At 56.5% G+C, this 15,239-nt stretch carries 10 protein-coding genes; 1 reads left to right on the top strand and 9 read right to left on the bottom strand.

Annotation, left to right across the window (positions count from 1 at the left end; translation table 11 throughout):
* The 9 genes from V6766_RS16355 to V6766_RS16315 form a co-directional block, all read right to left on the bottom strand.
* The coding region (locus tag V6766_RS16355) for a ParB/Srx family N-terminal domain-containing protein (protein WP_448468221.1) at positions 1 to 424 on the bottom strand (424 nt) is incomplete at its 3' end.
* 133 nt (positions 425 to 557) lie between these two features.
* Positions 558 to 935, bottom strand: a complete 378-nt coding sequence (locus V6766_RS16350; protein ID WP_448468219.1) for a DUF2958 domain-containing protein — start codon at positions 933 to 935, stop codon at positions 558 to 560.
* Entirely contained in the window at positions 932 to 1,891 is a 960-nt protein-coding gene (locus V6766_RS16345) for an ArdC family protein (protein WP_448468217.1), read from the bottom strand. Before V6766_RS16345 ends, V6766_RS16350 begins: the two co-directional genes overlap by 4 nt.
* Positions 1,892 to 2,125: 234 nt before the next feature.
* Positions 2,126 to 4,576 (bottom strand): hypothetical protein, encoded by a 2,451-nt coding sequence (locus V6766_RS16340; RefSeq protein ID WP_448468215.1) that lies wholly within the window; start codon positions 4,574 to 4,576, stop codon positions 2,126 to 2,128.
* Between the two features lie 3 nt (positions 4,577 to 4,579).
* A complete protein-coding gene (locus V6766_RS16335; RefSeq protein ID WP_448468213.1) occupies positions 4,580 to 6,526 on the bottom strand; it encodes a hypothetical protein in 1,947 nt (648 codons plus the stop codon).
* Positions 6,523 to 8,919 (bottom strand): sensor histidine kinase, encoded by a 2,397-nt coding sequence (locus tag V6766_RS16330; RefSeq protein WP_448468211.1) that lies wholly within the window; start codon positions 8,917 to 8,919, stop codon positions 6,523 to 6,525. The genes V6766_RS16335 and V6766_RS16330 overlap by 4 nt, the downstream gene beginning before the upstream one ends.
* A gap of 39 nt (positions 8,920 to 8,958) precedes the next feature.
* Positions 8,959 to 9,792 carry a phosphoadenosine phosphosulfate reductase domain-containing protein gene (locus V6766_RS16325; protein ID WP_448468209.1) on the bottom strand — a complete coding sequence of 278 codons (834 nt, stop codon included), beginning with the start codon at positions 9,790 to 9,792 and terminating at the stop codon, positions 8,959 to 8,961.
* Positions 9,789 to 13,082, bottom strand: a complete 3,294-nt coding sequence (locus tag V6766_RS16320) for an ATP-binding protein (protein WP_448468207.1) — start codon at positions 13,080 to 13,082, stop codon at positions 9,789 to 9,791. The genes V6766_RS16325 and V6766_RS16320 overlap by 4 nt, the downstream gene beginning before the upstream one ends.
* A complete protein-coding gene (locus V6766_RS16315) occupies positions 13,079 to 14,017 on the bottom strand; it encodes a DUF4007 family protein (RefSeq protein ID WP_448468205.1) in 939 nt (312 codons plus the stop codon). The genes V6766_RS16320 and V6766_RS16315 overlap by 4 nt, the downstream gene beginning before the upstream one ends.
* A gap of 76 nt (positions 14,018 to 14,093) precedes the next feature.
* Here V6766_RS16315 and V6766_RS16310 point away from each other — a divergent pair, with 76 nt between their 5' ends.
* Positions 14,094 to 15,239, top strand: coding sequence for a cysteine desulfurase family protein (locus V6766_RS16310; RefSeq protein ID WP_448468203.1), 1,146 nt, complete (start codon positions 14,094 to 14,096; stop codon positions 15,237 to 15,239).

The raw sequence follows: 15,239 nt of genomic DNA, 5'->3' as shown, positions 1-15,239 counted from the left end.
CCATAACCATGACGGCCGTACGAACCCAACAGGACAGTTGCGACACAGAACCTAACAGCGCTGCACGCTGAACGTTTTCGGCGAGCGAATCTTCCTCGGCCGAAATCTCGCTGTCGGACTCGCGTACGTTGCAGGGGACCGGCGCGGTCCGGGCCAACCGCTTCTTCTTGGCGAGAAGTTCGAGCGCCCGGAACCGGCGGCCGCCGGCCGGAACCTCGAACGTGCCGGTCTCCTTGCCGTCGCCATCAAGGACAGGACGGACGTTGAGATTCTGCAGGAGGCCGCGGCGGGCGATGTCCTCGGCCAGGTCCTCGATCGAGACACCGGCCTTGATGCGCCGGACGTTGGACTGGGAGAGGACGAGCTTGTTGAAGGGGATGTCGCGCGAGGCGCTGAGGGTGATCTTCTTGGCTGCTGTCGCCATGGTGAGTTACTCCGCGACGGGCGCCGAGAGCCTCTCTCTCGACTTGAAACCCGTCACGGAAACAGGGCGCAGCCCTCTCACTTTCCTGTGCTTGGCCAGAGCCACACACGAAGGTGACAGTCTGAGCGCCACGTCACCGCCGCGGTGAAATTGCGGCCGCAGCTTGCTCCAGCAGATCCCCGCGTTCGACAATGTGGCCGGCCCGGCGCGCGGCCTCGGCATAGACCGAGATTGGGGCTGTCGCCTGAAACAGGATGTCGCGTTCGATCCCGAGACCGAACGGTAGGCGCACCGAGGTGAGTTCGGCGAGGCTGCAGGAGCCCAACTCCGGACATCCGAAGCCGAGATCAGCAAGGCCGAACAGCGTGTCGCCGTCCGTCTCCATCTCGGTGATGAGCCAGGTGGCAGCGCCGACTGGATTGAAGAATTTTACCACGGGCACATGGTCGATGTCCCGCTGTCGCCCATTGGCGAGCAGCCGATTGCGCAGGTCGTCGGTCAAGAGGATCATGCCACCCTCCTGTCGCAGGATGTCTTTGCCGAATTGGATTCCGCATCGTCTGGCGCGAAGGCCAGGAGCCAGTCGGCGGCCTTGCCCGCCTGGCTGGCGGCGCGGACGATGGCGCGATTATCCTCGCGCAGCACCTCGAGCCAGGAGCCGATGTAGTCGGCATGCCGGACGGTCGGCGCGATGCCGAGCGAGGCGCAACAGAAGGCGGCGTTGATCTCGGCGATGAGCTCTTCGAAGGCGTATTTCTTCGTGCCGAAGGAGCCCGAGAAATCCCGCCCCAGACGCGAGGCATGACCTGTCGCATGGCCCAGCTCGTGCAGCGCGGTGCGGTGCCAATTGATGGGCTCGAAATAGGCCTGTGGCGGCGGCACCTGCACATAGTCGTGCGTCGGCACATAGAAGGCCCGGTTGCCGCCAATGCGAAAGTCGATGCCCGTCGCCGCGATCAACGCCTCGACGCGCGGTTCGATCAGACCCGTTGGCATGGGCGGCGCGGCGGCGGCCACATCCTCGGGCAGGTTATCGCACTGGTCGGTGTTGAAAACGGTGAAGCGCTTCAGGAACGGGATCGCCTGGGCGTCCTCGCCGGTCTCGCGCGCACGGCGTTTCTCGTCCTCCGGGACGAAACGGTCGGCATAGACGACAGTGGTGCCGCGTTCGCCTTTGCGGACATTGCCGCCGAGCGACAGCGCCTGGCGGAAGGTCAGCCAGCTCTGGCCGGTAAAGCCGCGCTCGATCACGGCGCCCCAAAGCAGCAGGATGTTGATGCCCGAATACTGACGATCGGTGGAGGCGTTTTTCGGTAGGCCAATGGATGCCTTCGTCGCCGCCGTTCCCCAGGGCTGGACCCAGGGCACACGGCCGGCCTCCAGCTCTGCGATGATCTTGTCGGTGATTTCGGAATAGAGATTGGTCCGGTCGCGCCGGGCGCCGGATTTGCGGTTCTTACTGGACATCGCGGGTCTCCGCGACGGGCGCCGGAAGCCTCTCCTCCGGTCCTCATCCCGTCACGGCAAACCCGTCCGCACTCTCACTCTCAAAAGGGGGCGTTGCGGGGGAATCCCCCGCTCGAAGGGGTCGGCCGAGACGGCAGGCTCGGCCGCAGGGGAAGGCCTTCCCCTCCAGAATACTCCGTAAAGCCACAGAAATGTGGAAGCGGCTTTGATGGCTGGCTGCTGTTGGCTCAGGCGTCAAGTTTCTAATGCACTGATGAGTTCTTGGGTATCAAAGCTGAGAAGAAACTGTGCATAGGCATTGGTAAAAAGGTCAGAAATATACTCGGTAATTTCTATCGACACGCTGTCCGCGTCTTCAGCCTCGCGCTGAATGACATATTTGCGGTTCCTGGTGATCGCAAACAAGAACAGGGTGTGGAAATACACCGCCGAAAAATAGCGCTTTTCTGCGACGGTGATTGCTTCCGGGGTTTTCAGACCGCTGCGGTAGTTAAGCAGCGCTGAGCTATCCATGTTGACGTAGACCGCGCTCAAACCGTTTTCGTCGGCGAGTGGATGAACAACGGTTTCGTGGGACATGTCGATGCCATTTTCATCAAGTTTTTCCCATGTCATCACGTTGGCGGGGCCATCCTCACGAGGTTCTTTGTAAACCATCACGGGTTCGGGCAAACCAAGACGGTCGTCCGGGGTATCGCCGGGATCGGTCGATGGTTTCTTGTTTTCGGGGTTCGTCAGCTTCACCATGAAGACTTGCTCCAACGCACCGGAGGGTTGAGACAACTCGGCGCGCAGGGTGACAGCATCCCCGACAGCAAGATCTTCCGTTGCATTGATATGCACGCGAATCGTGCCGGATGTCGGGCTGGATTTGACAACGTTCAGGACCGATTTGATGTCAGTCAGCCTGCCGGGTTCGTCTCCACCTTTACTGTCGGACGGTTCCGGTCCAAGGACGGCGATCCGTAACTCCCCGGGTTCGGACACGCGATCGAAATAGTGGTCCTCGACGTCCGTTGAGAACCGTATGGTCTTGGAGCTCCCTGCAGGGAGCATCACCAAAGGCATTCCGGACTGGTCTTTCGCCTTGACGTCAATTTGGAAAGTAGACGGGAACCGTTGAGGATTGAACTCAGGCTTTTCGGGCTTCGGGGTGTCGGTCTTCTTTTTCGTCTCCGGCTTTTGGCGCTTACCCTCGCGTGAGTCATCGAGTCGAAAGGTTTGGTTGAGTAGCTTCGCCAAATCCTGTTTAAGCGGCAGGTGCCTGGTCATGTTGCGCAAGAGATCTTCCGCATCGTTGCTCTCGATATTCAAGGATGCCTTGCGCGCGGCATTGATTTCCTTAAGGCGGCCGCTGGCAAGCAGCATTGCAAGGCGCTTGCGCAAATCGCGGGACTCTTCGCCGCCTTTCAGACGATCGCGTGATGCCATGAACAGCTCGTTTCGCACGCCGGTTCTGATCCCGGTGCAATCGACATGGATCAGCAGATGCTCCTTCAGCAAGGGAAATCTCAAAGAGCGCGTGACGAATTCCGATGTGAGATGGCCGTGGACCTGGCCATTCATCGAGAAGATCACCGCCATATTGTTCTTGAAGAATTCGCGCTGGATCGTGTTGCGTGTGTCCTTGGAAGATCGCCCTTCCGCTCGAGCATTGAAGACGTAGGAGGTGACCTTCAGCGCCCCGATCTCGGCGTCGTTGATCTCATCCGAGAAGTAGGTCTGGACGTACTTGCTGTCGTCTTCTTCCAGCCGCCGCTGTAGACCGAAGAGATCCCGCTCCAGGTTTCGGTCGTCGGGATACCGTTCTTTTGTGTCGACTGTCAGAATCGGCAACGCAGGCCGAAAAAGGTACTCGTTCAGGCTTTGGTTGAGGTCACGGGATATGACTGATCGCGAGCCAGATGGCAGATCGTAGGAGTAGAGCTTAACAACGCTACCAGTTCGAAATCTTCGGTTGGCCAAGCCCAGCTCGATCTCGTCAATCTTGAAGCGCGGGATGCGATCGTCGATCACAAGATACTCATACCAGGTGTTCTTGCGGGTGCTTTCCTCGGACGCTGTCAACGGATGTCGGCGGACGAGGGTGAAACCAAACTCGGAACTGTTGTCGAAGCGTTTTGATGCGATGAGCTGGTAGCGGTGTTTGCCGCAGAACGCGACAGCGCCGGCACCACCCATATTGTATTTGCCCTGTACGAAATGGATCTCGTTTTTGTTGCCGCGGAGGAGCGACAGAAAAGTGTCCTCAAAATCATCCGGCGCCTGTCCGATACCTTCATCGAAGATGACGAGGGACGTTTCCATGCGAGGGCCGTCGGCAACAATCTGCAACGTTTCGGATTGCTGCTTCCGGTGTGCGGTCAGATCCCAGTTCTTGTGACCCGGGAAGAACCGAGAGACGCCCTCCGGAATGGATTTTGGCGCTTCTGGCGATTTGGGGTCGATCCCTTCTTCAAGGCATCGTCGCTCCAGAATGGCGTCTATGCCGTTGGTTATCTTTTCAACGAGAGCCGGGATCGGCGACGCCTGCTGGTTTTCTACGACGCCGTAGTTATTTTCAGTTCCACCATATGGCCTCCAGTTCTGGGGCGATTCGAGCAGGGCTGCGTCATCAAGAACATTGTGAACATCGGCTTCGACGGGGCAGCGATAGAGCTTCCAGAACAGGGCCTCGACGTCCATAACCTAGTCCGCATCATCGACGTGAATTTGAACAATGAGACCGGCTTTTGAAAGACTGTCCCCCAGCACGTCGACGATATCTTCTCCCTTCACAATGGTGGCGACCTTGTCGGTCTTTGGCTTCTTATCGTCTGAAGCGGGCTGTTCTTCGTCAAGTTTAAGCAATCCCGCAATCTTGAAGCCGTTCAAAGGCAGGTCAATTCCCTGCAAGCCTGATCGAAATATCTGTCGAATCCTAGTCTGCTCTTTGAGGATCTCGAACATCGCGCGACTGCGGGCCGCCACATGTGTGAGATCCAGTTCGAGCAAAGCTGCTGTTAGGTCATCCTCACAATTGGAATCGAAAATCGCCGCAGCAAACTGCCCGCGGCGCGGAATGAGTACGTTTCCAGTGATCTCAACACCGTTAGGCAGAGTGATCGGTTGTGTGCCCCCTTGTTGCAAAGGGAGATGAAGATTGGCTCGAAATCGCAATGATCTCGGCAGTGGCGCAAGTTCGCCGATCCGCCCGACATTGCTAAGCAACTGCTGGCGTAAACCAAGGGCGGTCCCTTCCCGAAGTCGCGCAACGATCGACATGTCGCCGCGGTTCGTATGGAGCAATCGCCTTGCTTGATCCAGATTGATTGTCCGCAGGTCGCCAAAGTCCCAATCGACTTGAAAACGTTGGTCCCCGTTCATGACTAGTACCGGAGTTGTCTTTGCCGTCACTGCAAGCCCTGGTTTGGCCATGTCGATGCCTTTAAGCGATCCCGCCACCAACAAAGCCGTAGTCAGTCCGTCTTTCCGGATCAGGTCGCACTCGGGTGAAGCGACGAAGAAGACGAGATTATTGCGGCCAGAAAAGAAGCCGCGACGTTTCACGGGTACTCCAGATTTCGGTCCCAAAATGTCGCCAAAGGCAATTGGCCACTCAGCGCCGGTGGCGTGGTTGCGGCGTTTTGGATTTACAAAGAGGGTTTGCTCAAGAATGGCGTAGGTGTCGCGATCATTCGAAATCATCAGCGGGGCCGGATCATCCGCCATTTGATCGAGTGGGATCGCGGCTTCCAATACAGTTTTGTGGGATTCGATTTCATATTGGAGGACGCGGTCGAAGACGTCGAGCATGTAGCTGGAGGTGTTGAGACCCTCGAAGCGGAGCAACATGCTCCGAATATGCTGCAAGTCGTCGATGTCGATTTTGCGCAATGTGCCGGCGGCAGCGTGGACAGCTTCAATGGCTTTGTCCTCCCAAGTATCTACGAACTTGGCCAAAGCCAGGCTGTCAGATCGATGCGTAGCGAGGGTGAGGATCAGCCCTTCCATGCGCCCGGGTTTTTGCAGGTCATTCTTTCTGATTTGCCGGAATGCTGAAGCATGTAGCTCCACATCGCGGCGGAAGTCCTTAGCCAGCTTATCGATCCCCTGAACCTGAGACATGAGGACAATAGAGGGAAGGGGGCGGTCTTCTCGGCGCTTAATAACCTCTTTGAGCCGCTCGACAGTAAATTCGCGATCCGGTGCTCCCTGCTGGATACCGAGGAAGAGGTCAATGACGATTAAATCAACATCGATTGCTGACCCAACGAAATCTCGACCACATGTTTCATAAGGGATGCCGAGTGCGGTTAGGGCCGCTTCTGCGGCATCGAGAAAAGGGCGATTATCCGAAATCTTTCGCTCATAGTTGTCAAAGAGCCCGCCGAGCAGATCCCGTATAGTCCCCCGAGCCTCCCAGAGCGCATTGATAAACTCTTGATTAGACCTCAGCTCCTCGCGGTCATCTGGATTGTATGCGGGAAAATGGGCTGTGATCCGTTCTGCTTCGACACCCTGGGCGTCATCAAAAAAGCTATCCCAAGCGCCTTCGTCTCGCAGTTCTGCAACCTCTGGGATCTCGTCGTAACCGTCATCGACGATAATTGCGGAGCCGATTCCGGCGTCACGTACCTGTTCCCTGTCGGTCAAGGATCTTCCCCCACTACGCGAAAGTCGAAGGTGGAAAAACGCCCTTCCTCATTGAGTGCGTCTGGGTCCAGAGTTAGAGCGCCGCCATTGTGTTCCGCTGCTTCCCGGGCGATGTAGAGGCCCAAACCTCGACGGCGGCTTTTGTCTTTTAGCGAGAAGAAGAGATCGAAGATGCGGTCCTTGTATTGCTTGGAAACGCCCGGGCCGTTGTCAGAGAACCGTATTCGCGGCGGGTTGTCTTCGAGAGAAATCGTCAGTTCCGGCCTGAATGACATCTTCCTCTGTTTTTCGACGTCCATCCAGTAGACAGAGTTGGAGATCAGATTTTCGAGCACCTGAACGACCATTCCCTTGACTGCGGATACCTGCACAGATCGCTCAGGAAGCAGGACGTCCAGTTCGACCTGATGCCGTTCGAACTGCGCCTCATGCGCCTCCAAGATGTCGTTTAACAGTTCATCGAGGTTGAAACGCTCTTTACGTTGTCGCCCCGTCACGCTGAGAGGATCGAGAATGCGCAACCGCTTGCTGATGCTTGTCATTGACGCCCTGAGGCTCTCAAGCCGACGGCGGATTTCGTCGGGAACAGTTTTGCGTTTCAGGCTATTCAGAACGTCGAGCGCGTCTTCGGCCGACCGGGTAAGTTCGTGTGCGACGACTTCGACCATCAATCCGATACCCGCCATAGCGAGCATTTGGTCGGCATCTTTTTCCATGTCTGCAATGCGCTCGCGGGCCTGGGCTGCGTATCGTGCAAACTCCTCGCGCATCAGTTCGAGCTCTTGGACAACCTCTCGGTGTTCGGAAGGAACAACCTTTCGAATTGACTGGATGGCTGTCTTCATCCGTTTTTCGAGATCGGCCGTTTTTGTCTCGTCGGCGATGAAGGGTTCTTTGGCGTCCTTTTGTTCTTTGGTAACGCGATTCATCTCGTCTCTGAGGCGTTCGACGGCGAACTGAACTGTCTCTTTGAGAATAGCTTCTTCGGGGGTCTGCCGAAGGCCTTCGCGATTGGTTTGATCGATAAGCTGGGGATTTTGAAGGCGACCGATCTCGACTTGTCCGACAAGCTGGATTCGGTTGAGTGCATAGCCCTTCGACGCCAAGGCAGTCTTGTCCAATTCCAGCCAGTCGTCGTCTTCGGAGCCATATGGATAGACGCGGAAACCGTCGCGATACAAGCGCACGCCCATCCATTGATCGAGCAGATTGCGCAAAGCTTGATAGTCGCCCGTCGACTTGCCTTTGCGCTGGATTGATCGGTTGAACCAATAGAGCTCGAAATCGAACGGACCGACGCGCTTCAGCGCGGAATAGTCGAGATCTCGCTTGTTCATTCTTCGGCGTTTCGCCTTTGGCCCAACCAACGCACCGTGAAGAACATCTGCCGTGGCAGTTTCGATGCTTACTTCGTGGGGATGCTCAAATCCGATATTGTTGAGTTCGATCCTAAGTTCCAATTCCGGCCCGGCCTTGCTTACGCGATACTTGCCTTTCACCAAAGCATTGGCGTGTGAAAGAAAGCTTTTCTCAAGCCTCCGGATATTGACCCGCTTGCCATTCCAGAAGACCGCTATACGCTGACCAGAGACCTTGCCAAGGGGGTTTACAAGCAGAGAAAAGTCGTCAATGGCGAGGCGATCGACACGCTTCTCGCTCCAGTCGGCATTCAGTTTCCCAATCTTGATATCGGTTCCGCTGAAATCCGGGTCGTCCTTCTTCTTGCCTCGTCTTGGTTCGACGTCGATTTCTTCGATCATTTTCGAGGCATCGTCGAACTGCGACCAATCGATGTCGATGAGGTTGTAGTTCTTGTCGTTTGTTCGTGCCGTTCGCACGGAGAGACAATCGCCAAGTCGCATGGCGGAGAGGCGCCCGATCCCTTTCTCTCCGAGAAAGGGAGTGTGCGACTTTCCACCAGCAACAGCCGCATCGATCTCGCTCTTTCGGGATGAGGTTCCGATCACAAGGAAGACGGTGTCGAGTTCCGTCAACGACATGCCCGATCCCGTGTCCGAGATGGTGATGGAGTTCAGCGCGTCGATCTCTTCAAGCGCTTCGAGCAATGCCTCTAGTGTTTCGGCCTCTTCGATAAGATCACTGGCATCCTCCCAGAGCTCGTCGGCTTCGGTATTAAGTTTGGCGGAGAGCTCGTCCTTGAGGTCATCCAACTCGGGTGCGTCTTCGTCATCTTTGCTTTCGATGGCGCTGAGGACTTGGGACTTGGATTCCTGATAGTCCCGTCGTCCCAAGACGATATCGAAATTAATCGTTACACCGGTTTTGGAACCGGCATCGATCCCGTTCTTGATTAGCTCATAAAATGCAATGGCATCGGAGCTGATGAGCTCCGATCCCAATTCCAGAATAGTTCGGGCGGTTACCTTGAACATACATGAACCATAAGCCGAGAGCCTTTACATTTCATAATGTTACTTGTGGCAAGTAAGACATGCTTTCGCCGCTCCGCCGTAGACATCGTCTAGGTCGATCGAGGTTTCTGGCCGCAACGGATTTGCTTGGAGGCGCGCGCGTGCGCGTTCCAGGCGCCGTTCGTGTTCTACTCTGATCTGCTCCTGGCGTTCAGGCTTCTCGAGCTCACTTAGAGACTCACCTTGGCTCCACGTGAACGGAGACCCGTGTTCGATAGCGTTCTTCTCGTATTGTTTGGCTTCCTCAAAAGCCTTCGGATGGCGTTCTCGTAGGCGCACCCATTCGATCTTCTGCTGAAAGAAGCAGAACGTGCAGCCGCTTCGTGTTCGCCAGCCATAGTAGTCCGGCAGGCCAAGGCCTGAGCCTTCGAGAATCTCGATTACACCCGCCTTATCAATGCCAGTGTCTTTGAATGGAAGTCGGACAAGCAGCTTGTCTTTGTTGGACTGGTAGCCTTCGCGATATTCCTCGTCACTACGAATGGCGACATAGGAAATTACCGTTTCGCCGGCTTCGACAAATTGGTGCACCCATCGCTCGAAAGGGCGGAGTTTTAGCTGCCGTGTGCACCAGCGTGATTGCGGGGAAGGGAGATAGCTCTTGTAACTCTTCAGCCAGTAGTCGAAGTCCCTGTCGGGATTCAGCCGCAATATGGGTTTGCCAAGATAGCCTTCGAGCCGTGTGAGATACTTGTAGACCTCGGGCAGTTCCTTTCCCGTATCGGTAAAGAAATACTCCACATCGATTTCCGGATGCCGCTGGCGCATAAAAACCGCCAAGGCGGCGCTATCTCTGCCTCCCGACAAGCCCAGAACGTGGCGGGTTCTGGTCATGCCCGCTCTCCGACACGGTGTTGCCTGTCCCAATCGATATACTTTGATGTGACCTCGACAAGAGCGGCCAGAATAATATCACGTCGTTGCTGGTCGGCTTCGCTGAGTACCTTATCGACAATGCCGGCCAACTGCTCCACATCGTGTCGGTCGGCATCCGCCACCTCGAACTCTCGGAAGAGAGAATGCGGTGCGGAGTCCTTACCGACCACGACGGCGAGCGCATGGCGGCGATCTTTGCGGCCTTTCACTCGCGCCATTGTTTCGGTCTTCAGGAATGAGGACGCGAGTTCGACGATCCCGACAGCGGCACGCTCGCGGTCCCCGTCATTCCAATCCCGCGGCAGCTTGTTGGCGGCGATGCTGGCAACACCTTCCATGTCTTCGCGTGTCCCATGAAACTGCGTCAGTCGGCCGACGAAGGCTTCCAAATGCAAATCGCCCCCGATCTGCCGGATGTTGTCCGCCCGGTCGCGCAGATCCTTGAACGCGTCTTCACCTTGACCTCGAACATCAAGCTCGCGCAGCATCAAGCCCTTGAGATCGTCAAGAACCTTGGGATAGGCGGCGCGCATTTCCGCTAGTGCATCTCTGAGAAGAAGCGCGGTTGCTTTGGGGTCGAAACGGCCGTCCGAAAGCGGATCTGTAAGCCGCGGCAAATCGTCAAACAGGAGCTTGTTCGGATCGTTAGCCCGCTTGAGGATTTCGCGAACCTGTAGTGTTTGCGGTGAAAGCGATTGAGTCCGCGCGGTCCACGGTACAAGCGCGTCGAACTCCCCAATGATCGTTCGCGCGACAAGTAGCGGTTCGGCCGGCCTTTTAAGCTTCAGGAGGCCCCCCAATTCCTCAAGCGTTTCTCCGATGAACCCTTCCATTTCCACACGCCGCAGGCCGATGTCCTTGGCGTTTCTTGCTAGGAATTCGACACAAAGTTCGTTGAAGTTGCTCTGAAATACACCTTCGCCATAGACTGCGACCTGAGCGCGGCGTGACATAATGTAGGCTACGACAAATACGGGGCCGAGTCCTAGCTTGAGGCCTATGGGATCCTTACCCCAGGTCTCGATGATTTCATCGGCCGTAACGATGCCGTGCTCGGCATCATCCAGCAACGCGTCAGCCACCCGCCACAGTGGATGCAATTGATCTCCCTGCTTCGGTACTTGGTACTCACCCTCGATATGCAACCCCGTTTCTTGCAGCAGGGATATGTAGAGGCCGCGCTCGGCCGGATAGTTCTTGCCCTCAAATCCCAAATTCGATTCGGATGCATGCATTGTCATCCGCTTCATGAGCTTGGTTCGCGCGCTAACCGCGTTTGAGGATGGCTCCGAGCAGTTCAGAAGCTCATTGCGAATATCAGGTGCGTCTCTGAAAATTGTGCCGGCGCGGGATGACAAGAGCTCATTCAGGCGACGCTTGGTCAGGCGGCGAGGTTCGTTGGCGCCTTCATACCACACGCATTCTCCAATCAAGCCGTGTAGGTTGTCTTCGAGCTTCTGGCGCACTTCTGTGACGCGCGCATCGATCTCGCGCCGTGCTATCGGATCCCCTCTTAGTTCAGGAAACCGGTTCACAAGGCCGCTCAGGCCGGTCAATTCGCGTGCAAGATCGAGCAACTTGCCAGCGCTGCGGTGGTGTCCGATGAACAATGGATGAGATTTGCAAGATCTTATGGCGCGCTCGTAGGTGCCGATTGCCTCCTCTGATGATTCGCCTCGCGTGGGCAAAGGGAAAACAATGCGGCCAATCGTGTCTTGGGAATATGTCGGTGTGGGTAGAGTCTCAAGCTCCGATACCGGTTCGATCGACATCTCGAACCATCTCATGGCTCCGGTTTTTTCATGATGACGTTTGGCCAGCATTGGCTGCAGATCAGCCAGAGTCCGGACCAGATTGAGATCGATATCGTTAGCTTCTGCGATTGCTTCCTGAAGCCGTGCTTCTACGTCGAAATCCGATCCTGCGTAGAGCACATAGATGCCAGCATGTTTTCGGAAAACGATTTCCGATTGACGTTCCAGGTGCGCCAATGCGCTGTCGACGTCGACACGGTTAACCTCATGGAGGGCCATTGCGATCGTTGCGGGCTGTGTTGCAAGCCCGGACCTGTCCTTAAGTAGATCCAGCGTCGCTATTGTCTTCAGAACCTTCAGCTCCGTATCGCTAGCGCCTCGTGCTATCGCTCTTTCGATTGCATCATGGGCCAACGCCCAACGACGTCCGTCGGGGGAAGATAGGATGGCAGGCTCGAAGTTTGCTTGCAGGTAACTCCAAAGGAGATAAGGCGGGTAGACACTGTCGGTTGCCTCTCCTGTCAGCGCATCCTGCAAACCATAGGGCTCCGCAGAGCTCAGAAACGAGAATATGCTCCGCTGGTTTTGGCCAAACCTCCTGCGAGACAAGGGGCCAAGAAGGCAAGCCGTAAAGGGATGGAGCGGCGCTGTTCGCGCGAGTTTGCCGGTTAGGCGCTTCGCATCGGATTTGCTTCTCGCCGGTCTGAGATGTCCGACACACGCTTCGGCCAGTGGAAGTGCTTTTCGGACCGCACGTTGATGGCCCAATGCCTCACCGATCAGCTCGATGGTCTCTTCCAGTGAAACGGAAATCGAAATGTCGACAAACCGGCCCTGGATTTTTGCCCAGGAATCCCGCGCGTTTCGGCTCAGCCGCTCGGCATACTCTTCGAAGGCCTGATGCAAGATTCCGAGAAAGATCAGTTTGCCGTGGCTTCGGGAAGCGAGTTCAGCAAGATCCTGCAGGAGGTGAATATCACCGTCCCCGTCGGCAGCGGCTTCCAGGCCTCGCCCGAGTTCGTCCATAATAAGAAGAAGACCGCGATCCTTAGATCGGCGCTCAATTTCCCTAATAATTTTGGCCGATGCCGCATCGGGAGGAAGCTCAAGATGTTCAGCGAGTTGTGCAGAAATCGAGCGGCGTTCGGTAACGAGCGGCAAAACGCTCCAGCGAGCCGGAAAGTGGGGTAGAGCTGCTTTCAAGGCGCTCATGACCGCTTCGCCAAACAATGTTGCGGCTTGTTCCCGCACGGGCTTGGGTGCGCCGAATAGGCAGGCAAGTGCTAGTGCAAGGCTCGATTTGCCACCACCATATGGGCCGGTCCATGTGAACGCGCCTTGTTGAGTGTCGGCAACATGCGCGGCCATGAAGGTCACTGCGGCTTGAAACGATGGCGGGCAATAGAAGCCGTCAATAGCGGTGGCGGAGGCAAAATCGGAATCGATCCGTACCGATCGGCGGAACCTTGGTGTGATTCCTATTGGGTCGGTCATGCAGCCACCTGGATATGTGCACCAATGAGAGCGTTACGAAGATTCTTGCGTTCAAGACCCTCTGAATGATTTCTGTTGCGGATGATCTGCCGGAGTCCGGCTGTCTCCGACCAGGCAAGCATTCCATCGGAAATCTCTTCGAGCCGCTCAAGGCGTTCCACGATGTCTTCCTCATCGAGCAAGAAGACCCTACCGGGAGATCGTGGCGCGTATGCCGCGTTTTCGAATGACATCGTATTCTGCGCCGGCGCGAAGTTTTCCCAGAACTCATTGAGGCAAAACAGAAAGACGGCGTCGGGGAGATTGGGCTTTTGCCCCCGCGAAAGCCGTGAGCGGTGCTTATCCATAGGGCGGATCAGCCCGAGTTCGGCTAGAATGGAATCTCCGGCGTCGCTTGAACCGCGACCGCCGATATATGTTCTCAACAGACATTGTAGGTCACGGTCCACGGTGGTCGGAGCTACTCGGCTCCATCCGCATTCCTGTGCGAGTGCGAGCAGAGCGGAAACGATATCCTGCCTAACGAAGCTGCCGCCACGGAACTCATTGAAGAGCCAATAGGCTGACGTCAGGCGGGGGCGTGCAGCCAAATTCCAATGGAGCAGCCAAAGGGAGGAGTCTTCCTCAAGGTAGGGGTCGATACCGTCCGGACCGAACAACATGTCTCCGAGCCACGCGGTTTCGAGGCCGTCATCGGTCTCATCGAGGACCCCGGCGCCGGTAGCCCAATACCGAATTGCGCCCACCATGTTTCGGCCAACACCAAAGCGAGCGATGGATTCCGGGTCACGGAATACATGGACTGCATCCTTGGGTGAGGGGGCGTCGTTGACGGCAACATAGGCCTTTTGCAGCCAACCGTAGCGTAAAGGAAAGGTCTCATGCCCCGAGAAGCATGGGCGGTACTGACCGTTCTTCAGTTCTTGAGCGCTCACTTTGCCTCCTGGGGATGTCATCCAGCACAAAAAGTTATACAAGCTACTGGAGAGTTCGTCCAGCACCGAGGCCCTTATGCAAGTTGGAGACACCATCTATCTCGACTATCAGGCGGCGACCCCATTGGACGACCGCGTCTTGCGGGTGATGCAGACGGCATATGCGACGTACTTCGCCAACCCGCATGCGGCCGATCATGTCCTCGGTTGGCGAGCGGCGGCGGCAATTGACGCCGCTGCGGTGCAGGTGGCCGCCCTTTTCGGGCTTCAAGCTGATGATGTGGTTTTCACGTCAGGGGCGAGCGAAGCAAACGCGATGGCGTTGAACACTGCCAAGGCGGTCGCATCTCGCACGGGACGAGCAGAGGTTTTGATCGGCTCGGCAGACCATGGTTCCATTCGTGCCGAGGCGGACAGCAGCGGCTTGACGGTCAGGCACATTTCACTCGACAGACGAGGTGCTCCGGATCCCAACCACCTGCGTGCGATGATAAGCGATGGCACGGCGCTTGTTTCCGTCGTGGGCGTGAACAACGAAAACGGCGCTATCGCGGAACTTGCCGAAATAGCGACCCTCTGCAAGTCTCGCAGGGTCCTGTTCCATGCGGACCTTGCTCAGGCTCCGCTTGCATTGGATATCGATCTCCTTCACCTCGACATCCCGCTCGCGACGATCTCAGCACACAAGTTGTATGGGCCCAAGGGAATCGGGGCGCTTCTTGTGGGGCCCGGGGCGTCCGACTTGGTAAAGCCCGTTATCGTTGGCGCAGGTCAACAAGGAGGGCGTCGTGGCGGAACGATGCCTACAGAGCTGATCATGGGGTTCGGAGAGGCTTGCCGGCTCGTTTCGATTGATGGACAGGCTGAGCGCGAGCGGATCTCGTTACTAAGAAATCGATTTGTCAAAATACTTGAGGAAAAACAGATTGCTAGCTTGGTTGGGGGACGGGAGAATCGTCACCCTGGCAATGCGCTTATGCATGTCCGCGGTCAAAATGCTGCCGACCTCTTGGCTCGTCTGCAGCCGCACATAGCTGCATCGACGCAGTCTGCTTGCTCGTCTGGAACGATCGAGCCCTCGCATGTTCTGAGTGCCATGGGAGTAAATCGTGAGGCAGCGTCGGAATGCATAAGGTTCGGTTTTGGTCGATTCTCGGATAGTGGTCAGGTTGATCGCGCAGCGGCACTTTTGATTGAAGAGTTGACGCGGAATATCATCTAG

Source organism: Martelella sp. AMO21009 (assembly GCF_053484295.1).
This window is presented reverse-complemented; position numbering and strand designations above follow the sequence as displayed.